A 21,552-nucleotide genomic window follows, 5' to 3' on the forward strand; every position below is an offset into this window, starting at 1 on the left:
AATAGATTGGAGCAATGACATGAGCTATCGCAATTTGGAAGAATGCATTATTGATCTGGAGAAAAACGGACATTTAGTTCGTATTACCGAAGAAGTGGACCCTCATCTGGAGATGGCGGCCATTCATATGAAGGTGTTTGAAGCCGGTGGGCCGGCATTGCTGTTCGAAAAGGTGAAGGGCTCGAAATTCCGTGCGGTGTCTAACCTGTTCGGAACGGTGGAGCGCAGCAAATTTATTTTTCGCGATACGTGGGATTCCACACAGAATGTCATTGCTTTGCGCAATGATCCAGTGAAAGCACTGAAGAATCCGTTCAAATATATCGGCACCGGACTTGCAGCAAGAAGAGCGCTGCCTCTGAAGAAATCCGGCAGCCAGCCGTCCGGTTTCCAGGAAATTCAGATCTCCGATCTTCCGCTGGTTAAGCACTGGCAGGGGGATGGCGGAGCTTTTGTCACATTGCCTCAGGTGTATTCGGAGGACCCGGACAAGCCGGGCATTATGAACTCTAATTTGGGAATGTACCGTGTCCAACTCACCGGGAATGAATATGAGCTGAACAAAGAGGTTGGTATTCATTATCAGATCCACCGCGGTATCGGCATCCATCAGGACAAGGCTAACAAGCAAGGCAAGCCGCTTAAGGTAAGCATCTTTATCGGCGGTCCTCCGGCACATACGCTATCGGCAGTTATGCCATTACCGGAAGGGATGAGCGAGCTGACCTTTGCAGGGCTGCTGTCCGGGCGTCATTTCCGCTACAGCTATGTAGATGGATACTGCATCAGCAATGATGCGGATTTCGTGATCACAGGTGAGATCTATCCGGGTGAGACGAAGCCGGAGGGGCCTTTTGGCGACCACTTGGGATATTACAGCCTGATTCACCCTTTTCCAGTGATGAGAGTGCATAAGGTGTATGCCAGACAGAATGCCATCTATCCGTTCACAGTTGTAGGCAGACCTCCGCAGGAAGACACCGCCTTTGGTGCGCTGATTCATGAATTGACCGGAGGGGCGATAAGGCAGGAAGTTCCCGGGGTAAAAGAGGTTCACGCGATCGACGCTGCGGGTGTGCATCCGCTGTTGTTTGCGATAGGAAGTGAGCGATACACGCCGTATCAGAAGATCAAACAGCCTGCGGAGATTCTGACCATTGCCAACCGGATTTTGGGCACAGGGCAGCTCAGTCTGGCGAAATTCCTGTTTATTACGGCGCAAGAGGATAAGAAGGTCAGTACACATGATGTTGAGAATTTCCTGGCCTATATTCTGGAGCGGATTAATCTGCGCCGGGATATTCATTTTCAGACCAATACGACGATAGATACTCTTGATTATTCAGGGACGGGGTTGAACACCGGCAGTAAGGTGGTCTTCGCGGCGGTTGGAGATGTCAAAAGAGAGCTGTGCCGTGAAGTACCGGGCATTCTGAAGGATCTCCCGGGAGCTGGAGAAGCTAGGCTGATCATGCCAGGTATTGTGGCGCTTCAGACATCCCCGTTTGGCAGCTACGACGAGGCACAGCGGGAGATTGGGGAGTTATGTAAGTCTATTGAGCAAAGAGGAGCACTTACTTCCTGCCCAATGATCATTCTCTGTGATGACAGTGAGTTCATGAGTGCAACGCTGGATAATTTCCTGTGGGCTACATTTACGCGCAGTAATCCGTCGCATGACATCTATGGTGTGAACAGCGGGTATGAGCACAAGCATTGGGCCTGTGATAATGTAATTATTGATGCCCGCACCAAGCCACACCAGGCTCCGCCGTTGATCGAGGATCCTGTGGTACAGAAGAATATTGAAAGAGTGTTCGTGAAAGGTGCAAGTCTGGACGGTATCCGGACTGGGAAATAAGATTTTTTTATTTATAAAAAGGGCAAGCTTGAACCTCCTCGGAGGCCTCGTCTGAACCGGCTGCCAATACAGCATTGGGCAGATCCCCTGAGTCATCTGCCGATCCTGAGGAAATGTGCACATACATTAAATAACCCGCCGGGCGCAAATAGCGCCTGACGGGATTGTCGTTGTCGTCTTCACGTCCTTTACTCAATGCATCAGCGATTGGACGTTTGTTGCTTGTATTAGTATGGAACTCTTGATATACATCTGGATAGAGCCATTGCTAAAATATCCTGATCGAATACATGGAATTGTCGATTTTGATCAAGCAGCCAATTCGCAAAACCTGTTGCTGTTCGATAGTCCTCAAAATCTTCAGAATTAACCCTAAACTCAGCTAATCTAGTCATTATTGCGTATTCCTCATCCGATAATTGAATGCCTAGTTGAGAAAGCTGTCTTTCACGGATTCTTCGTGCAGTAATATCTTGTATTGCTCGCTGTGTATTGGAGATTTGTCCTGCATGAGGCCGATAATACATTAAATTATGAGGGATATTGGCCAATTGCGCGCTTGAAGATAGCCTGTTCCACAGTTCATAATCCTCCGCATGAGGGTAATTATGATCATAACGAATCCCGAGACGATCTATTGAACGACTGCGCATCATGACGGAAGGATGTAGAATACAACAATTAAATAACAGCCAGACCTTAATTTCTTCATGATACATAGGATTTAGCTTGACGGGTCCGAGATAGTTCGTTGTATATCCTGTTCCGCAAATATCTATGCTGGGATTTTGGTCCATAAAATAAGCCTGCACTTCCAAGCGGTTTAGTGCTGCAATGTCATCGCTGTCTATACGGGCGATGTACTCACCTTGGGCCAGATCGAGTCCTTGATTCAGTGAAGTGACAATGCCCATATTCTCAGCATGAAATATCTTTTTTACTCTAGTGTCTTTTATTTCATGTATGATTCCCGCTGATCCGTCGGTTGATCCGTCATCAATTATTATCAATTCTAGGTCGCTTAACGTTTGCAATAAGATTGAGTTAACGGCTTCCTGCAAATAGATTGCGTTATTATAGACGGGCATAATTACAGATATTCTGGGCACCAGGCATTCCTCCTAAATACTTGTCTCTCATTAACAAATTATGATGAGACACACTAATGCGCAACAAGAGGAATGAAAAAAGGCATATTCTCAGGTAGTAAATGCCTGCATCTATTCCGGTGCATCTCCAGAAGATTATTTTACTAGGAGACAACCCGGGAAATCTGCTGGCCCTGGGTATGGACCCCAATCTGATTCTGCAATCTGACTATGGGGATGCGGAAGATGCCATGACCAATGAAGCCGTGTCCAAATCTGCCCCAAGCACCATGTTCAACCGGAGTGCCCCTACCTATGAGAGATTGCGGATATTACCGGCACGAAGCGGGTGGCAGAGGACTGAGTATTGGTGTATGCGATAAGCTGAGAGGAACACACTGCTTGACAGCAAAGAAAAAAAGATTAATAATTTATTTAGGGAGGCTAAATAAGTGGGTCATCCATTCAGTGGATATATCGTGTATTGGAATAAACGGATTTACCGCGATCTTAACGTTATGTATGACAGGAAGTTGGCACCCTACGGTCTTACTTCAGGACAGGTGAATGTATTGGAGCAATTGTGGACCCTTGGAGATGGCATGACGCAGAAGGAATTACACGAGCGGCTTGGCATTCGTCCGGCATCACTTACGAATCTGCTTAATGCTCTTGTAGAAGGCGGTTGGGTGGTTCGGAAGTCAGATCCGCAGGATGCGCGGTCCAAACGGATTTATCTGACGGAAGCAGGACTGGCTCAGAGCAAGGTCTGTATGGAGATTATCACGGAACTGGAAAACGTGGTCCGGCAGGGAATGTCCCCGGAAGAGATCTCCCTGATGCTGGTGTGGATGCAGAAAAATCATAACAATGTTTCCAATGAGGAATAAAAAAACAATAGAGAGGAGGTTTTTTTTGATAATATATTTAGCCTAGCTAAATATATTTCTGGTAAGCCCATTCTGATTTAGAAAGGAAGAGATTGATGAAGATCAAACCAGTAGTTGATGGAATCTATTTATTACCTCTGAAAAATGTAAATGCCTACCTGCTGGAAATGGAGCATGGGCTTGTACTAATAGATACGGGATTACCCGGGAGTGAGTATGAAATTATAACAGCCATTGAATCGCTGGGTCACAAGCGTGAGGAGTTGAAGTCTATTCTGCTTACGCATTGCCATACCGATCATGCCGGAAGCGCAGCAGCACTGAAACGGATGCTTCCACATGTTAAAATCTATGCAAATGCCATGGATGCCGACATTATAGAGAATGGGTTGCAGATACGGCCGATGACTCCGGCTCCGGGTCTGCTGAACAAACTGTTGTTCCGTCTCTTTGGCAAGGGGACTCCCGTCGAACCTGTTCAAGTTGATGTTAGATTGGCAGATGGTGAGCATCCTGATTTTTCTGATGACTTAATGGCTGTTCATCTCCCGGGTCACTGTCTGGGTCAGCTTGGTTTCTTGCATTCCGGGCATGGCGGAGTTATGTTCGTAGCAGATGTGGCAACCAACATGACGGGACTCGGTTTCAGTATGGGGTATGAGGATATAGGAGTTGGGAAGCATAGTATTCAAAAATTGGGTCAATACGATTTCGAAATCGCCTGCTTCGGTCATGGCAGACCAATCATGCGGGAAGCTTCACGCCGGTTTCAGCGTATGCTGCGGTAATCGATACGATAGAACCCAGCTAGTTAATGCACAGCAGCCCATCGAGCGGAGAGGCTGCTGTGCATACATTATAACCGGATAAGGCCCAACTTCCATTGCTTAAAAATCCATCCCATGGACATACTTTAAACAAATTTTCTTTTTTTCAAATGGATGGTTATGAGCAAGAATCAAACCGCAATTCATAAGTAATCATGTTCGACTCAGGCGTATTAATATGTAGTTGTAAACCTATTTTAACTCCAAGGGGAGCGATCGCGTTGACAAAAGAATTGTGGATTAACCTTCCGGTGAAAAACCTTCAGAGGTCACGGGAGTTCTTCGGCAAGCTTGGTTTTTCGTTTCACCCCCGGCATGCGAACAGTGATGAGGCTGCGGGGCTGATCTTTGGAGACAAGCAAGTGATGGTGATGCTGTTCCCTGAGGACACCTTTAAGAGCTTCACAGGTCATGAACTTGCAGATACACAGCAGGGGACAGAGGTCTTATTGTCCATTGATGCAGAGAGCCGGGAAGAAGTCGATGAGCTGGTAAGCAAGGTGCTGGCGGCTGGCGGCACGGTCTACAAAAAGCCCGGAGGCGAGGGCTGGATGTACGGTGCCGGATTTGCTGATCCGGACGGTCACCGCTGGAATGTGTTATACATGGACATGAGTCAAATGCCGCAGGGATGAGATTTATCCTGAGAGGTTTAAATAATAGACAAGTCTTGACATTAGTAAAAGAAAGATACAGGAGGCAGCATGGCAGACTTTGAATGGTACAGAAGCTTCTGCAATATCTATAAGCATAACTCGGTGTCTGAAGCTGCAAAGACCCGAATGATGACACAGCCGGCGATGAGTCAGCATCTGGCCTCTCTGGAGGCCGAGGTAGGGGAAGCGCTTTTTATCCGAACGGCAAGGAAGATGTTGCCTACCGAACGGGGGAAGGAGCTGTACTCTCAGCTGGCCCCGCTAATCGAGTCGCTGGAGGAGGCGACGATGAATTTCAGAGCGGCTTCGCTGCCGACAATTACAGTGATTAAGATAGGGACAGCGCATGAGTTCTATGTGGAAAAAATACTTCCGCGGCTGCATCAATACGATTTTCGCACGATTACCCTTTTTGGGACTGCCAGTGAATTGCTGGAGATGTTGAAAGAGGATAAGGTGGATATCATTATTACCTCACAAAAGGTACAGACACCGGGAATTGAGTACCTGAAATTAATGGACGAGGAATTTGCCATTGTGGCGCCAAGTCATTATGAGATACCGGATACGGATGATCTTGAGGCAAGAGAGCAATGGCTGTCTGCGCAGCCATGGATGAGCTATGGACTGGAGCTGCCGATCATCCGGCGGATCTGGAGAGAGCATTTTAACAAACGCCCGCAGATCAGACCGGTTCATGTTATTCCGAATTTACATATGATCCTGAAGGCGATAGGTAACGGCACAGGTCTTAGTGTTATAACTACATATTTGACTAATGAAGACGCCAGAATTAACACGAAAGAGATTTATGAGGATTTAAAAGTGAAAAACGAACTGTTCTTCGCTTATAAGCTTAAGCACAAGCATTTGCCGCAGATCCGCGAGATTATGGCGGTTATCCGTGAAGAAGAATAGAGATCGGCCAGTGTCAGCTGGGCGGTCTTTTTTATATGACTAACTATAAATATATTTATGATTAATCATATAATTAATAATTTGTTTTATGTGTTGTGGAGAACTACAATAGGGGAGCAATAATCATTCAATACTCACCAAAGTGGTGATTGAACAACTAGGCTAATCCGCTATTTATATTAAATATATAGGAGGAGAGAAACAATGAAAGTATTTGTGACAGGTGCAACCGGTTATATTGGCGGGTCTGTGGCTAAGGTACTGATTGATGCTGGACATGTAGTCTATGGGCTTGTGCGTGATCCGAAGAAGGTGGCTGCTCTTAAGGAAATAGGCATTGAGCCTGTACTGGGCACGCTTGAAGACAACGAAGTGCTAACCAAGTACGCTAAGTTAAGCGATGCGGTTATCCATACCGCCGACTCGGACCACAGAGGGGCAGTAGAAACCTTTATAGCCGCCTTGCGTGGTACAGGTAAAGCTTTTCTGCACACATCGGGTTCCAGTGTGGTGGGAGATGATGCCCGGGGCGATTCCAAAAGCGAGCATATTTATGACGAGGAAACACCATTTGTTCCGATGGATATCCGCGCTGACCGGGTAGCGATCAACAATCTAGTGCGCCAAGCCGGAATCGATGAGTGGGTGAGAAGTGTGGTTATTGTGCCTTCCATGATCTACGGTGATTCACTCGGCTTACCGACACAAAGCGATCAGTTGCCACAGGTTATCCGCAAATCGAAGGCCGTGGGAGCTGGTGTTCATGTGGGTAAAGGAGTAAACCGTTGGTCTAACGTTCATATCAAGGATTTGGCGGAATTGTATCGACTGGCTCTGGAAAAAGCACCCTCTGCTTCGTACTTCTTCGCTGAAAATGGGGAAGAGTCTTTCCAGGATATCGCCAAAGCGGTTAGTGAAGCACTGGGCTTTGGAGGCAAAACAACGAGCTGGCTGGCCGATGAGGCTATTGCAGAACTAGGCGACTGGGCTCGCTTTGCCATCGCCTCCAACAGTCGTGTGCGTGCAGTACATGCAAGAAATCTGTTAGGCTGGCAGCCTTCGGAAGCACCCATGCTGAGCTGGATAAAGAGCATCTCATAATCCTGAATTCATTCTTAAAAAAACGGCAGAAATGCCGTTTTTTTGTGTGCGAAAATCTATCATATGAAAAATATGAAACAATATCGAATAGAATATATGTTAGAAAATATAACATATATTCTGTATATGAATATTGAAATTACGCTCTATATCATTTTAGTGCAACCAGTTTCTATAAGGAATATTAAACAGTATAAATCAAAATAGATAGTATAACGCCGAAAATAGCAGATAATTTGAGATAAATAACTATGAAATCGCTTTTTATTTAAATATTTATGTTTGTGAGGAAATATAACACGAAATATAATGAGGGGGAATTACTAGTCAACCAGATTACATAACTTGAAAGCGGGGGAGTCATCATGTTCAGAAAATCCAGATTTACTATCATCTCCGGTCTAGTAACAGGAGCCTTGATGTTGTCCGTTCCGTTGTCTGCTTTTGCAGCACCAACAGTGGCAACTTCGATCAAACCGGTTACTTCACACGAATTAGTCTCCCTGATGAACGATGCCAGTTCACGGGCTGGAAGTACCGTTTCGTTTCAGATGAAAGAGGCCCCGAGTGTGTCCCGCGAACAGTTGGCTGTTATGCTGGGGACTTCGCTGAAGCTGGCAGATGCCAAAGAGCCATTCGTCGATGTACCCGATAATTCAGCTTCCGCAGGGGCAATTGGAGCCCTGAATGAGAAACAGCTTATGCAGGGAACGAGTCCAGCCCGCTTTGAACCTAAAGCGCTTTTGACAGAGAAGCAGGCTCAGGTGCTGGCTGACCGTCTCTATGATTATTTGAAGCCCTTTGAATTGCTGGAAACAACAATTGCTGATATTCAAAAAGCTGTCGGTCAAGGGAAGCTGACCTATAAACAGTTGACCCAAATGTACCTGGATCGGATCAATAAGTATGATCACCAAGGCGTAAAGTTAAATGCGATAATCACTGTGAATTCCGATGCCCTTAAGACTGCCGAAGCAATGGATAAAGAAAGAGAGACCAAAGGCATTCGCGGACCGCTCCACGGGATTCCAATTATCCTAAAAGATAACTACGCTACTGCTGATCTGCCTACCACCGCAGGCTGTCTTTGTCTGAAGGATGCTATTCCGACACATGATGCCGAGATGGTTAAGAAGCTCAAGGATGCCGGCGCTATCGTGATCGGCAAATCCAATCTGGATGAGTTCGCCTCGGGTATTACGGGAGCCAGCTCGCTGGGTGGACAGACCTTGAACCCTTATGCTCCTGACCGCAGTCCTGGTGGGTCCAGCGCAGGCACCGGCGCATCTATAGCGGCTAACTTTGCTTTGGCTGGCCTTGGAACGGATACCGGTGGTTCGATTCGCATTCCATCTTCGTATAACAGTTTGGTTGGTATTCGTCCAACGGTGGGTTTGACAAGCCGTGATGGTATCATACCACTGGCCCTGACCCAGGACGTAGGCGGCCCGATAGCCCGTACCGTAACGGATGCAGCGATTCTTCTGGGAACCTCATCTGGCTATGACGCTAATGATGTTGCAACAGCCTATGGCGTTGGTCACTCCAAGACCGATTATACGAAGGACCTGGATGTCAATGGTCTTAGAGGTGCCCGCATCGGGGTGGCTACTGAGTTATTTGGCACCAAGCCGGAAGAAATGCCGACTACTAATCTGATGAATGCCGCTGTTGCTGACATCAAAAAACTAGGGGCGATTACAACCCCGATCACCATCCCGAATCTGGCGGAAATCATGAAATATCCAAGTCTCAGTGGATATGAATTCAAATCTCAGTTGAATGAATACCTGGCGAATTACCAGCCGGATGCGCCTTACCATACGCTTACAGAAATTATCAGCTCCGGACAATTCTTAAAAGGGAACGAAAGTACCTATAAGCTGCGCGATTCACGTGATCTGGAATCCCAGGAGTATAAGGATATCGTTCTGAAACGCACCAAGCTGACACGCGATGCGCTCTTGAAGGTAATGGCTGACAATAATCTGGATGCCATCATCTATCCATCTACTGTACAAACCACTGTACCGATCGGCGAATCCTCCAAAGCCGGTAACAATAACCGACTTAGCCCTTTCAGCGGATTCCCTGCGATCTCGGTTCCGGCTGGATTCACGTCGGAAGGTCTGCCAGCAGGCATGGAATTCCTGGGTCGTCCGTTTGACGAGGCTACCCTGATCAAGTTGGCTTATGCTTATGAGCAAGGAACGCATAATCGCAAAGCACCAGCACTTCTACCTTAAGATATAACTTCTATAAGCAACTCTAATAAAGTCATAGTAAAGCAGCGAGTCTCTTGTCATGAGAGGTTCGCTGCTTTCTGGTTGTCAGATCATATGAAATTCATCACATCCGGAGATTATTTTCTCTGAGCTTGTCCTTAAGATAGATGTTATTTCGGATATTGATCTCAACCTCAATTTTGGATTGCAATTTCGGATACCATCTCTCCTTCCATTCCTTCAACTGTGCTACCGTCATCTTTGGCTTGAACAACTGACCAATCCCGAGTACGTCTGCTTTGAGGGTATGCAGCTTGTCAATGATATTGGCACCCCGTTTCTCAATGGATGTCTTGATCTCCTCGGTGATTTCCTGATTGGAAAGTCCTTGCTTGTTCTCGGAAACCTCAATATCCAGATGGAGTTTGCTGTTTAACTGCGGACCGGAGTCTCCCCATTTTATTCGATGACGAACCGTGGCCTTCTTAATCAGGATGCTGGCATCTTCAGCAGTCTCAATGGTTCCGCCGGTATATTTTTCAGAGAAAATATTGTTGATCAGTGTCTCATCAGGCGTTAATGTGCCTACCATCTTGGAGTTCCTCATAATGGCGGAGCCCCTGAATTCATATAACGTGTCTGTTCCCGCCTCCACCAGCGGAATAGCTGTATCTTGTGTATAAGAGCGGCTGACTTTATAAGCCTCCCACAACCGGACGAGCGATACATTGGGCGTCCAGCCGGCTTCTTCACTGAAATAATCATAGGAGGACACCTCTGGCGTCGGTCCGACTTGATGGTGCAGTGCCTTCTGGAAGTCTCCGGTAACAATGGCTACCATGCCTTTGATGGAGATATCATCGGCCCGAATGGCGTAGTCTATAATGTCGTCGATTCCTTTTTCGGCCATTTTCTCACTGATCAGGATCAACCGCAAATGGAGAAGATCGACATGCTTTTCGGATTTGGTCCGGATCAAATCAAGGGCTTTGCTGATGGACTTGGCTTCCTGCTCCAGAATTTGGGTCGTCCCGGTAACAGTAGGAACCTGAAGGGTTACGTGGTAGGTTTCAGTTTTTCCATCACAGATGCCCATCACCACAGGGAGATAACGTTTGTTGATGTCTTTGATATCCCAGCAGCCACTCAGCAGACAAGGGAGGCAGAATGCGAGCAGCAGCCGGGGAATGATTCTGCGCTTCAAGCGGAGGCCCTCCTTTTCCATAAGCCGGACAAAGCCACAGCGAGCGGGAGTACGAGCATGCTATAAATTCCTGGGATGCTGTTCATTAGTAAGAAATGATTCAGGTCAGAACTATTTCTAACCAGCATGCTGAGCAAAAACATGGCTAAGGTCAAGCCTGAGGCGATCCACACTTCGTTGATAGGCAGAAACAGTTTCTTAATTAGGGTCGTAGCTGTCCAGAGTGTCGTAGCTGCTTCCAGAATGCCCAGACCGGTGGAGGAGACCACCGAGAATGTAGGCAGCCAATCGAAGACGACCCATTCCAGATCAATCGTGTCTGAGGCTAGGACGTTGGGATATTGAAAAGTGATAGCGACCTCCTCGCTGAAAATAAGTAACGGGACATAAACGGTGGAGAGGTAGAAAAAGGCAAGGATAATCATAACCAACATTAATCTGCTGGGCTTGAAAGGTTTGTCGAGGGATAACATGCCAAGAAACAGAAAGCCTGAGAAAGAGATGAGGCTGGAATAATAAGTGGGTTGGGCCAAAAAGGTCATTTTCGGGTCCCAGATCGGAAAGATGTTATGAAAGTCAAAATTATGAGCGCTGATGAACAGTGAGAACAGCACAAAAGGAATGTAGAAGATGAATAGCGCCGCACTGATGCGAAGAATGACAGAGAACCCTTTGCAGGCTGCATACAAGGGGAGAGCCATATAGATCAAAGTGATGGCCCAAAGCGGAGTATCTTGAAGCAAAACTACGTTGATTTTGAAAATTTGGTAACGGTTTAACAAGGTGAGGTGGAAGAACAGAAAGACTGCGAAGGGGAGAAGAATCAGCCGGACCAGCCATGTTCCCGTTGTTTCGGAGATGATTTCGATCATATTTTTCCCTGGGAATCGGGATAAACCCTTCAGGTAGACCCAGACCAGCAGCATCTCCAGCACACAGTCAAGCAGAATGGCTTCCCAATGGGCAAGCGAGGTGACTTCCAGAATTCTCACTGTAAAAATGGACAGCATCGCTGTCAGATGCAGTTGGATAAACAGCATGACAACCATGGGTTTAGTCATCCGGACTCTTTCCTTTCGTGCTAAGGCTTAAATAGGGCACCGAAAACGTCTTGAGTGCGGCAAAATAGATGAACAGCCAGATCATTGCTACCTGTAATCCCAAGATGCCATAAATAGAACTCAGAACCAGGACGACGTATTTGAAGATGCGAATTCCAATCGTATTGAGATAACCAGCCATTGTGAAATTGGAGATGGTCGTTGCGGCCAGAATAATAATCAGCAGATTGCTCACCAGCCGGGCCTGTACAATCGCTTGCCCGAGGATAATGCCTCCAACCATCGTGATCGTGGGGCCGATGTTCTTGGGTAGCCGGATAGTAGCCTCAATCACCATTTCCATGAGGAGCAGCATCAGCATCACTTCTACAAATGAGGGATAGGGAACGCCTTCCCTGCTTTTCGCGACAGAAATCGCCAGCTGAATCCGTAAAAGTTCCGGATTTACAGAATTAAGCACAACATACAGTCCGGGCATAATAATCGCGAAGGCGATCCCTGCAATACGGATACAGCGGAAGAACAGGAGATACAAGTAAGGGTAGTTTAAGTCCAGCTTGAAAGACCACAGGTCTTTGACGATGGCTGGAAAAGAGTAGGCGTTAGGAAACAAGTCCATCAGAATAACCACTTTTCCATCCAGCAGGTTCTGTACGGCCTCTCCCGGCAGCTCTGAAGTCAAATAGGTGGGAACCAGCGAATACTTAGGCTGCTCCAGTACCTGCAGCAGGCCATTCACATGGATGACATCTTTATGCTTGTTTCTGTTGAGCCGGTCTTTGACAGATTGGACAACCTTGGGGTTAGATGCATTTTTCATATAGATGAGTGCGATCTCCCTGTGGGAATTGGTTCCCAGGATATACGATTCGATGACGAGTTCTTTATTGCTGATTCTCCTGCGGATCAGGCCTATATTGGTATCCAGTTTTTCCGTGAATCCATCAATAGAAGACTGAAGCGGATTCTCGTTCTCTGAAGCTGAGATAGAGCGGTTTAGCGGCCACATATCTGCGTCCAGTACGAGCGCCTTACCGGATTTCGGGTCCTTAGCGATCAGTTTGCCCTTAACGAGGGAATCGGCGACTTCCTGGTAGGAGCCATCTACTGTAAACTCCAGCGGAAGAAGGTCTCTCGCCAGGGAGTGATTGTCTTCTCCAGTCGCTGATATGACCTGATCCCATGTAACCAATGTACTCGTAAGGTCCACGAGCGAGCTAAGATAATATACTTTTACCGTTTGATCGAACAGCGTAACCGTCTTTATGGAGAAATCGCTGTTCAAATCGAAAGTATGAATCAAATCCTTTTCCCAGTCCTGTTCGATCAAGTTGCTCATAATAACCACCTCGCTCATATTCTGTGATGGTTTCCATTTTTTTATCCACTTGCAGGGACTGGGAGTCAGCGCAAAAAAAGGACGCCGGGAGATGGGGTCCGCGGCGCCTGTTCTTATTATAGTTCTGTTGAGTTAAAAAAGTGGGGGGTGCTGATGTTACTTGCGTGTGGACTCTTTTTCCTTGCGCACTCGTAGCTCCCGCTGATAGTTATAGAGGGTGGCCTGGGAGATAGAGAGCAACTCACAGACTTTAGGGACCGCGTCTTTAACGTCGAAGACACCCTTGTCGTCCAGCTGCTGGATAATTTTCAGCTTGGCTTCCTTGGAGTCCATAGAGAATGGCTTGGCCTTGAAAATCTCCTCCATAATGAGCTTCGTCGTGATTTGTTTGATCGTTTCGCCGCCGGGCTGTACGTCGGTCACCTCATAAGTAAATGTGCTGGTAAGGTGGGTTAGTAGATCCATGGCGCTTTTGAAGGCGGAGATGTCTTGATTGACACACAGCGTGTATTTGAGTTTACCGTCCAAATCTTTGATAAAAAGAGTGGATGATTTAAGTGGCTTGTTGCTCTTGGCGGTGCTTAAATACCCGATCAGGGTGTTATTTTGCTCGGCGCTTTGAGAGAGCAGGTTAATGGTATTGGCGTCCTCCAAATCTCCTACCTGTCTTTCGGTAATATGGCCATTTTCGATATGAATGATTTCCGCATTCTCCATGTCATGCACAACCACTTCCGTAGAGGGTCCCATCAGGGCTGCGATCATAACTGAAATGCTCTTCAGCAGTCCAGCAACATCGATGTTATTCTGCATCTGAATGACTCCTGATTCCATTGGATTTGTAAAAAAATTATAACATATAGCAGTGAAGCAGGCGAAATTCGTGCTATGTATTCATTGGAAAGGATATAAGTATAAATTTACCATTGTTCAATTAAAGATTGACAGGGCAAGGTATGTCTTATAAATTTGTTATAAATGTTGTAATAAAATTATAACAACGTTATCTCTTAAAGACAGGTTGTGAATTAGAAATTATGATTTCCAGCTCTAAAGTTAACACCAGGCAGCCAGCTAAAGCCGGCCGCTTGTGGATTGCTTTGATTCTGGGGGCGCTCACGGCATTTGGGCCGCTGTCCCTTGATATGTATCTTCCCTCACTGCCCGACCTGGCCAAGGATCTGCATTCCAGTCCGTCACTGGCCCAACTTAGCTTGACGGCATGTTTGGTGGGTCTCGCAGTAGGGCAGCTGGTCGCCGGGCCGCTTAGTGATGTGCGCGGCCGGCGGATGCCTCTGATCGTTGGTCTATCGCTCTATGTGATTACTTCGTTTCTCTGCTCCATGAGCACATCGATTGAAGCGCTCATTGTTCTGCGGTTCATTCAGGGTCTGGGTGGCTCGGCGGGGGTTGTAGTAGCCAGAGCGATGGTAAGAGACATGTATTCCGGGACAGAGTTGACCCGTTTTTTTGCCTTGTTGATGCTTATCAATGGTGTGGCTCCTATCGCGGCACCGATTGCTGGCGGTCAATTATTGAGATTCACTTCGTGGCCGGGAGTGTTCATTGTGCTTGGTGTGATTGGGCTTGTCATGCTGGCCTCCGTGCTATTCGGTCTGCGTGAGACTCTGCCAGAGGCACGGCGGTCGGGGGGAGGGCTGAAGAGTACACTGGCTACCTTTGGACGTCTGCTGAGTGACCGGATGTTTATGGGATATGCTCTTTCGCAGGGACTGGTCTTTGCGGCCATGTTTGCTTATATTGCTGGTTCGCCGTTTGTAATTCAAAATTTGTTCGGAGCAACACCCCAGATGTTCAGCTTGATCTTCGCCGTGAATGGCCTCGGGATTATTATCACTGGACAGGTTACCGGTAAATTGGCGGAACGATTCGGTGAGACGAAGCTGTTGGTGGCCGGACTGATCTACGCCGCAGTCGGTGGTCTGCTGCTGCTCGCAATGACCTTGCTTGGAGCCGGGCTACTGGCTACTCTGATTCCATTGTTTATGGTGGTGTCCAGTGTAGGGATTGTCAGCACGGCAGCTTTCTCCCTGGCAATGCAACAACAGGGACAATCTGCGGGCAGCGCATCTGCTCTTCAAGGACTGCTGTCGATGATTGGCGGGGCGTTGGTAGCGCCTCTGGTTGGCCTTGGCGGCAGTGGAACGGCGCTGCCGATGGGGATTGTCATCGCGGCGGCTGATGTTGGCGCTATTCTCTGTTATATGCTAATGATTCGGCGACCGGGGAAGAAGTCGTAAAATAGCAATCGATAAGAAATCCTACATGCTAAAATGAATGTCTCTCTGGATGGATATATCAGCAGGCCAAGCGGCGGATTAGACCAGGTCTTCCGGAGCTTTGATAATTTCACCAGCCCCTTTTCAGAAAATGATCTTGCATCCTCCTGGATTTGGTGACCGGCCGATGCTGATTTATTTACCACTCTTGATGAATCATTTTCTTAACAGAACGATGTATGCCGGGAAGTAAAAACTTGAAATGTATTATATAATAGAGGGAAGAGAGGTGGGGACACATCCCCTCTAAGCAATTGAAATATAGAGAGGATTATTCTATTGACCTTACAACAGTTGAAATATGTCATTGAAGTGGCAAGCCGTGGCTCTATGAACGAGGCGGCTAAGCGCTTGTTTATTTCCCAGCCGAGCTTGTCCAATGCCATCAGAGAGCTTGAGAAAGAACTGGGGATTACGATCTTTGAACGCACCAACAAAGGGATATCACTCTCTCTGGAGGGAGCCGAATTTCTTGGATACGCCAGGCAAGTCGTGGAACAAGCCGAACTGCTGGAGAATCGGTATCTCGATGCGAAGCCGTCTCCGCAGCATTTTTCTGTGTCCACACAGCACTATGCCTTTGCGGTCAATGCGTTCGTGAATCTCGTCCGTGAATATGGTCATGATGAATATGAATTGGCACTGCGTGAGACGAAGACCCATGAAATTATTGAGGATGTCAAAAGTCTGCGCAGCGAGATTGGTATCCTGTACCTGAATGAGTTCAACGCCAAGGTCATCAACAAGCTGCTGCAATCGGCGAACCTGGAATTCCACAGCCTGTTTCTGGCCAAACCGCATATTTTTATCAGCATCAACAACCCGCTGGCGAAGCAGTCCATCGTAACGGTTGACCAGCTTCAACATTATCCTTACCTGTCTTTTGAGCAGGGGGAATACAATTCTTTTCACTTCTCCGAGGAAATTCTAAGCACCTTGTCCCATCAGAAAAGCATTCGGGTGAATGACAGAGCAACCCTCTTCAATCTGCTGATTGGCCTAAACGGATATACTATTTCTACCGGGGTGCTGAGCGCGGACCTGAACGGCAATGAGATCATTCCGGTGCCTCTGGATTGTGATGAGACCATTAATGTCGGCTGGATCAGCCATAAGAATGCGGCGTTGTCCAAGCTTGCCCTTGCCTATGTCGAAGCGCTTCAGCAAGCAATTGCTGAATAATGCATAGATTGTTCTGTTGCGTGTGAATATTGATTTAGAATATAGGGAATAGGTTAAGTAACGGTTATTGCTCCTAGAAGCAATAACCGTTTTTTTATAGATGGAGACAGGGAATAAATTCTTCCGATTGACAACATGTATATACAAGTAATACTATGATAAGGCTAATGAACTTGTATATACATGATTAATTAATTTGCTGGCAAGGAGGACTAAACTGTGATTATTTCAAAAACGCAGGATTGGTGGCGGCGTTCTACAGTTTATCAGGTATATCCCAAAAGCTTTATGGATACAACAGGCAGCGGTGAAGGTGATATCCGGGGTCTAACAGGCAAGCTTGACTATTTGCAGCAGCTTGGTATTGATATTATCTGGCTTCAGCCGGTTTATGTGTCTCCGCAAAATGATAACGGATACGATGTGGCGGATTATTGCCAAATCAACCCGGAGTTTGGAACGATGGCGGATTTTGATGAGCTGATGGAAGGTGTCCAAAGCCGTGGCATGCATCTTATGCTTGACATCGTGGTTAACCATTCTTCAACAGAGCATCGCTGGTTCCAGGCGTCCAAAAGCTCCAAGGATAATCCGTACCGGGACTATTATATTTGGAAGGACCCGAAGCCGGATGGAGGCCCGCCGAATAACTGGCAGTCCAAGTTCGGAGGTTCCGCCTGGCAGTATGATGAAGCCACTGGCCAGTATTTCTTGACCCTGTTCGACAAGACACAGGCCGATCTCAATTGGGAAAATCCGGCGGTGCGCGAAGAGGTCGTAAAGCTGATGAAATTTTGGGCGGATAAAGGCGTTAGCGGTTTCAGAATGGATGTGATCAATCTCATCTCCAAGGATCAGGCGTTCCCCGACGATGATGGCAGCATTCTTCCCGGCGATGGACGACGCTACTATACCGATGGTCCAAGGGTGCATGAGTACGTTAAAGGATTATATGAGCAGGTATTTGGTCCTTACAACGCGATCACGGTAGGAGAGATGTCTTCCACCACGCTGGAGCACTGTCTCCGTTATTCCAATCCGGATGAGAAGGAATTCTCTATGACGTTCAATTTCCATCATCTGAAGGTGGATTATCCGAACGGGCAGAAGTGGGAGCTTATGCCGTATGATTTTGAGGCTCTGAAAAGCCTTCTGTCCCGCTGGCAGCAGGGCATGCAGGAAGGCGGGGGCTGGAACGCACTGTTCTTCAACAATCATGACCAGCCGCGGGCGTTGTCCCGTTTTGCCGATGATGGACGTTACCGTGTAGAAAGCGCTAAGATGCTGGCGACTACCCTACATGGTCTGCAAGGTACGCCTTATGTCTATCAAGGGGAAGAGATTGGCATGCCTAATCCTCATTGGACAGACATGAGCGAGCTGCGGGATATTGAGTCCCGGAACATGTACGGCATCCTACTGGAACGGGGGAAAACGCCAGAGGAAGCAATGGATATTATCCGGGAGCGTTCCCGCGACAATTCCCGTACACCGATGCAGTGGAATGACAGTCCACAGGCCGGATTTACTACGGGAACGCCGTGGATTAAGGTGGACGAGCGTTACCAGGAGATCAATGTGCAGCAGCAGTTAGACGACCCGGATTCGATTCTCCATCATTACCGCAAGCTGATTGGCTTGCGTAAATCGCTGGCAGTTCTGACCGATGGCCGTTATGAGCGTCTGGATGAAGGCCATCCGCAGGTATTTGCTTATGCACGGGTCTCTGACAAGGAAACGCTGGTGGTAGTCTCCAATTTCAGCGGCCAGTCGGCGACATTCAAGCTGCCGGAGTCTTTTGCAGAAGCTGCGCTGGCGGGCAAGTCGTATGAACTGCTCATTGCCAATACAGAGATGGTTCCAGAACTAGGGACAGAGCTGAAGTTGTCGCCTTATGCCTCGTGTATGTGGGTTATTAACTAAGAATCAATACGGAAATACAGTGATAAAGGAGTGAATCACATGGCTGTTGATAAAAAAAATGTAGAAGAGATTATTCGGGCCGTCGGCGGCAAAGACAATATTGAAGTGGCTACCCATTGTGTCACCCGGCTTCGCTTTTCATTGGCGGATGAAGACAAGGTCGATCATGCACTTCTGGAGAGTAACGATCTTGTTAAAGGCCATTTCTCCTCTCAGGGCCAGTTCCAGGTTGTCATTGGACCGGGACTCGTGGACAAAGTATATGATGAAATGATCGCAATTACAGGTGGGCCGCGCTCATCTAAGGATGATGTCAAGAACGCAGCCGGGAAGAAGCAGAATCCGCTTCAGCGTGCAGTCAAGACGCTGTCGGATATCTTCATTCCAATCCTCCCGGCTATCGTGACTGCCGGTCTCCTGCTGGGGATCAACAATATTCTGACCGGACCGGGGATTTTCTTCGAAGGCCAGTCACTGGTGCAGGTCTATCCTCAGTGGACGGATATTGCTTCTATTATTAACCTGATTGCTAATACAGCCTTTATCTTCCTTCCTGCGCTGATCGGTTGGTCGGCAGTGAACCGATTCGGTGGCAGTCCGCTGCTAGGAATAGTACTCGGTCTGATTCTGGTTCACCCGGATCTGCTCAGTGCCTATGGCTATGCAGAAGCTTCTACTAAGGGAACGATACCGGTATGGAATCTCTTCGGCTGGCATATTGAGAAAATCGGTTATCAGGGACAGGTGCTGCCCGTTTTGGTCTCCGCTTACATTTTGGCGAAGATTGAGGGTTTCCTGAATAAACGAGTGGCCGATTCCATCAAGCTGCTTGTTGTGGCCCCGCTCACCCTGCTAATTACCAGCTTCCTGGCGTTTGTATTAATTGGTCCGGTTACTTTTGCCTTGGGTAATGCCATTACCTCCGGTCTTGTACATGTCTTTAATACGTTACCAGCACTCGGGGGATTGCTCTATGGCGGGTTATACGCTTTGCTCGTAGTTACGGGGATGCATCATACCTTCCTCGCAGTCGATGTGCAATTGATCGGCAGTGAGGGCGGGACGTTCCTCTGGCCGATGCTGGCACTTTCCAATATCGCTCAAGGTGCAGCGGCACTCGCGATGATGCTTGTGCTGAGAGATCAGAAGGCTAAGGGGCTCGCAGCCACTTCTTCGATCTCGGCATTCCTCGGTGTTACGGAACCGGCAATCTTCGGGGTGAACATCCGCTATAAATATCCATTCATCTTCGGGATGATCGGATCGGCAATTGGCGGCGTTCTGTTAACGATAAACCATGTGTTGGCGTCCTCGATCGGCGTCGGGGGGATTCCCGGCTTCCTGTCGATCTTCCCAAAACAATGGGGCGTGTTCTTCATCGGGATGGGCATCGTACTAGTCGTGCCATTTGTTTTAACTGTATTGTACGGCAAAATTGCTGGACGCAAGGAGGGTGCAGTTGCCGCAGGATCAACTGGTACAGCTGCGGTAACAACTAAAGCAGCTTCCGAGGATCACTCAGCGCATACAGAGACTCCTGTACAAGGCGCGAAAGCTTCCGGTAGCGCTACCGATAAGCTTGATGCAGGTTCAGCTACCTCCGTGGCGGCTGAGTCTGGTATTCCATCTTCCGGCATCGTTACAGAGGAAGATGGTACCCGGGTACTCAATATTTTTGCTCCACTGACGGGTAAAGCAGTACCGCTTGAGAACGTTCCTGACCCGGCTTTTGCCGAAAGACAGATGGGGCAAGGGATCGCCATTGAGCCCGAAGAGGGACGTGTAATCGCGCCATTCGACGGTACAGTGGCACATATCATCAAGAGTAAGCATGCCGTCATTCTGGAGCATAGCACCGGCGTACAGGTGCTGATCCATGTCGGGATCAACACGGTATCCCTGAAAGGCAGCGCTTTTACTAGCCATGTCAATATCGGGGATGAGGTCAAGGCTGGACAGCTCTTGCTGGAATTTGATATGGCGGCGATTTCTGCGGCAGGATTACCGCTGATTACGCCGATTATCATTCCGGACGGTCAGGATATCATTGCAGGCGTGGAAGAAGCTGCGCCAGGCGCAGTGGCGGCTGGACGAAATGTCAGCTTGAAAATTCGCTTGAATGCAGAGTAAGAGAAAATCAATCATAGTGTAAGCAGAAACGGGTATCGTCCAGCAAAGGACAATGCCCGTTTCTTTTTTTAACATAGAATTATGGTAAAATGGTAAGCGGTGATGGAATTGAAGGAAAATATATATCAGAGCATTTTTAATACGTATGCAAAACGAATTCAGTCAGGCAAGATTCCCCCGGGGACCAAACTGCCTTCAGAGAATGAACTAATGAGTTCATACTCTACCTCGCGGGAAACCGTCCGCAAAGCCCTAAATTTACTAGTACAGCATGGGTTTATCCAGAAAATTCGAGGCAAGGGTTCTTATGTGCTGGATATCGGGCGCATGAACTTTCCGGTCACGGGGCTTACCAGCTTCAAGGAGATGTCGGGAAAAATCGGCCGTTCGACGCGTACCCTTGTACAAAGGACCGTCTGTACCGGGGCTTCGCCTTCTATTGCGGATTGTTTGCAGATAGAGCCGGGGGAACCTGTCTGGGAGGTAATCCGGGTCCGCGAGATTGAAGGCGAGCGTATTATCCTGGACAAAGATTATTTTCGGCCGGACAAAGTCGTTCTGCTGACAGAGGAACTAGCCGCAGGCTCTATCTATGAATATCTGGAGCAGACATTGAATCTGGTGATCAGTTATGCCAAAAAAGAGATTTCTGTCGAAGAGGCTACGGACGAGGACCGGGCGCTACTGGATCTGAACGGACTGACCCATGTAGTACTTGTCCGCAACTTTGTATTTCTGGAAGATACAACCTTGTTTCAGTATACAGAATCGAGACACCGCCTGGACAAGTTCCAATTCGTGGATTTTGCCCGGCGGATTCCTTAGGTTTTATTAGTTAGTGAAGACA

18 protein-coding genes are annotated in these 21,552 nt (G+C 47.8%); 13 read left to right on the top strand and 5 right to left on the bottom strand.

From position 1 onward, the window contains the following. The first annotated feature begins 19 nt into the window (after positions 1-19). Entirely contained in the window at positions 20-1,861 is a 1,842-nt protein-coding gene (locus HPT30_RS10285; protein ID WP_175371306.1) for a UbiD family decarboxylase, read from the top strand. Positions 1,862-2,088: 227 nt separating this feature from the next. Here the strand turns inward: HPT30_RS10285 and HPT30_RS10290 are convergent, their stop codons facing one another. After that, positions 2,089-2,970, bottom strand: coding sequence for a glycosyltransferase family 2 protein (locus HPT30_RS10290; protein WP_175371307.1), 882 nt, complete (start codon positions 2,968-2,970; stop codon positions 2,089-2,091). A 101-nt stretch (positions 2,971-3,071) separates the two neighbouring features. Between HPT30_RS10290 and HPT30_RS10295 the strand changes: the two genes are divergently transcribed. The 7 genes from HPT30_RS10295 to HPT30_RS10325 all read left to right on the top strand — a co-directional run bounded on the left by HPT30_RS10295 (position 3,072) and on the right by HPT30_RS10325 (position 9,587). Beyond that, on the top strand, positions 3,072-3,332 hold the full coding sequence (locus HPT30_RS10295) for a hypothetical protein (protein ID WP_175371308.1): 261 nt from the start codon (positions 3,072-3,074) through the stop codon (positions 3,330-3,332). Positions 3,333-3,401: 69 nt separating this feature from the next. Beyond that, entirely contained in the window at positions 3,402-3,839 is a 438-nt protein-coding gene (locus HPT30_RS10300; RefSeq protein ID WP_175371309.1) for a MarR family winged helix-turn-helix transcriptional regulator, read from the top strand. Between the two features lie 95 nt (positions 3,840-3,934). Next, positions 3,935-4,627, top strand: coding sequence for an MBL fold metallo-hydrolase (locus HPT30_RS10305; RefSeq protein WP_175371310.1), 693 nt, complete (start codon positions 3,935-3,937; stop codon positions 4,625-4,627). 260 nt (positions 4,628-4,887) lie between these two features. Further along, on the top strand, positions 4,888-5,301 hold the full coding sequence (locus tag HPT30_RS10310; RefSeq protein WP_175371311.1) for a VOC family protein: 414 nt from the start codon (positions 4,888-4,890) through the stop codon (positions 5,299-5,301). Between the two features lie 69 nt (positions 5,302-5,370). Beyond that, the gene (locus tag HPT30_RS10315) at positions 5,371-6,240 is read left to right on the top strand and encodes a LysR family transcriptional regulator (RefSeq protein WP_175371312.1); all 870 of its coding nucleotides are present in this window, start codon (positions 5,371-5,373) and stop codon (positions 6,238-6,240) included. A 204-nt stretch (positions 6,241-6,444) separates the two neighbouring features. Further along, positions 6,445-7,341 carry an NAD-dependent epimerase/dehydratase family protein gene (locus HPT30_RS10320; RefSeq protein WP_175371313.1) on the top strand — a complete coding sequence of 299 codons (897 nt, stop codon included), beginning with the start codon at positions 6,445-6,447 and terminating at the stop codon, positions 7,339-7,341. Positions 7,342-7,706: 365 nt separating this feature from the next. After that, positions 7,707-9,587 carry an amidase family protein gene (locus tag HPT30_RS10325; protein WP_175371314.1) on the top strand — a complete coding sequence of 627 codons (1,881 nt, stop codon included), beginning with the start codon at positions 7,707-7,709 and terminating at the stop codon, positions 9,585-9,587. 103 nt (positions 9,588-9,690) lie between these two features. Here the strand turns inward: HPT30_RS10325 and HPT30_RS10330 are convergent, their stop codons facing one another. The 4 genes from HPT30_RS10330 to HPT30_RS10345 all read right to left on the bottom strand — a co-directional run bounded on the left by HPT30_RS10330 (position 9,691) and on the right by HPT30_RS10345 (position 13,983). After that, positions 9,691-10,770 (bottom strand): Ger(x)C family spore germination protein, encoded by a 1,080-nt coding sequence (locus HPT30_RS10330; protein WP_175371315.1) that lies wholly within the window; start codon positions 10,768-10,770, stop codon positions 9,691-9,693. Then, the gene (locus tag HPT30_RS10335; protein WP_175371316.1) at positions 10,767-11,831 is read right to left on the bottom strand and encodes a GerAB/ArcD/ProY family transporter; all 1,065 of its coding nucleotides are present in this window, start codon (positions 11,829-11,831) and stop codon (positions 10,767-10,769) included. Before HPT30_RS10335 ends, HPT30_RS10330 begins: the two co-directional genes overlap by 4 nt. Continuing rightward, the gene (locus HPT30_RS10340) at positions 11,824-13,170 is read right to left on the bottom strand and encodes a spore germination protein (protein ID WP_175371317.1); all 1,347 of its coding nucleotides are present in this window, start codon (positions 13,168-13,170) and stop codon (positions 11,824-11,826) included. The genes HPT30_RS10335 and HPT30_RS10340 overlap by 8 nt, the downstream gene beginning before the upstream one ends. A gap of 156 nt (positions 13,171-13,326) precedes the next feature. Beyond that, complete coding sequence (locus tag HPT30_RS10345) at positions 13,327-13,983, bottom strand: helix-turn-helix transcriptional regulator (protein ID WP_175371318.1); 657 nt, start codon at positions 13,981-13,983, stop codon at positions 13,327-13,329. 224 nt (positions 13,984-14,207) lie between these two features. On the opposite strand from HPT30_RS10345, the gene HPT30_RS10350 reads away from it, so the two are divergent. The 5 genes from HPT30_RS10350 (at position 14,208) to treR (ending at position 21,530) form a co-directional block, all read left to right on the top strand. Then, complete coding sequence (locus HPT30_RS10350; protein WP_175371319.1) at positions 14,208-15,431, top strand: multidrug effflux MFS transporter; 1,224 nt, start codon at positions 14,208-14,210, stop codon at positions 15,429-15,431. 318 nt (positions 15,432-15,749) lie between these two features. Then, positions 15,750-16,652, top strand: a complete 903-nt coding sequence (locus HPT30_RS10355; RefSeq protein ID WP_175371320.1) for a LysR family transcriptional regulator — start codon at positions 15,750-15,752, stop codon at positions 16,650-16,652. A gap of 219 nt (positions 16,653-16,871) precedes the next feature. After that, positions 16,872-18,575: an alpha,alpha-phosphotrehalase gene (treC, locus tag HPT30_RS10360; protein WP_175371321.1), complete on the top strand. Its 1,704-nt coding sequence runs from the start codon at positions 16,872-16,874 to the stop codon at positions 18,573-18,575. Positions 18,576-18,614: 39 nt separating this feature from the next. Continuing rightward, positions 18,615-20,705: a PTS system trehalose-specific EIIBC component gene (gene treP / locus HPT30_RS10365; protein ID WP_175371322.1), complete on the top strand. Its 2,091-nt coding sequence runs from the start codon at positions 18,615-18,617 to the stop codon at positions 20,703-20,705. A gap of 108 nt (positions 20,706-20,813) precedes the next feature. Next, positions 20,814-21,530: a trehalose operon repressor gene (gene treR / locus HPT30_RS10370; RefSeq protein WP_175371323.1), complete on the top strand. Its 717-nt coding sequence runs from the start codon at positions 20,814-20,816 to the stop codon at positions 21,528-21,530. Positions 21,531-21,552 lie beyond the last annotated feature (22 nt).

Source organism: Paenibacillus agri, assembly GCF_013359945.1.
GTDB classification, from domain to species: domain Bacteria; phylum Bacillota; class Bacilli; order Paenibacillales; family Paenibacillaceae; genus Paenibacillus_AQ; species Paenibacillus_AQ agri.

Coding starts and splice junctions, on each gene's coding strand:
- HPT30_RS10315 (WP_175371312.1), top strand. CDS start 5,371: ATGGCAGACTTTGAATGGTACAGAAGCTTCTGCAATATCTATAAGCAT.
- HPT30_RS10295 (WP_175371308.1), top strand. CDS start 3,072: ATGCCTGCATCTATTCCGGTGCATCTCCAGAAGATTATTTTACTAGGA.
- HPT30_RS10340 (WP_175371317.1), bottom strand. CDS start 13,170: ATGAGCAACTTGATCGAACAGGACTGGGAAAAGGATTTGATTCATACT.
- HPT30_RS10325 (WP_175371314.1), top strand. CDS start 7,707: ATGTTCAGAAAATCCAGATTTACTATCATCTCCGGTCTAGTAACAGGA.
- HPT30_RS10305 (WP_175371310.1), top strand. CDS start 3,935: ATGAAGATCAAACCAGTAGTTGATGGAATCTATTTATTACCTCTGAAA.
- treP (WP_175371322.1), top strand. CDS start 18,615: ATGGCTGTTGATAAAAAAAATGTAGAAGAGATTATTCGGGCCGTCGGC.
- HPT30_RS10320 (WP_175371313.1), top strand. CDS start 6,445: ATGAAAGTATTTGTGACAGGTGCAACCGGTTATATTGGCGGGTCTGTG.
- HPT30_RS10350 (WP_175371319.1), top strand. CDS start 14,208: ATGATTTCCAGCTCTAAAGTTAACACCAGGCAGCCAGCTAAAGCCGGC.
- HPT30_RS10335 (WP_175371316.1), bottom strand. CDS start 11,831: ATGACTAAACCCATGGTTGTCATGCTGTTTATCCAACTGCATCTGACA.
- HPT30_RS10345 (WP_175371318.1), bottom strand. CDS start 13,983: ATGCAGAATAACATCGATGTTGCTGGACTGCTGAAGAGCATTTCAGTT.
- HPT30_RS10285 (WP_175371306.1), top strand. CDS start 20: ATGAGCTATCGCAATTTGGAAGAATGCATTATTGATCTGGAGAAAAAC.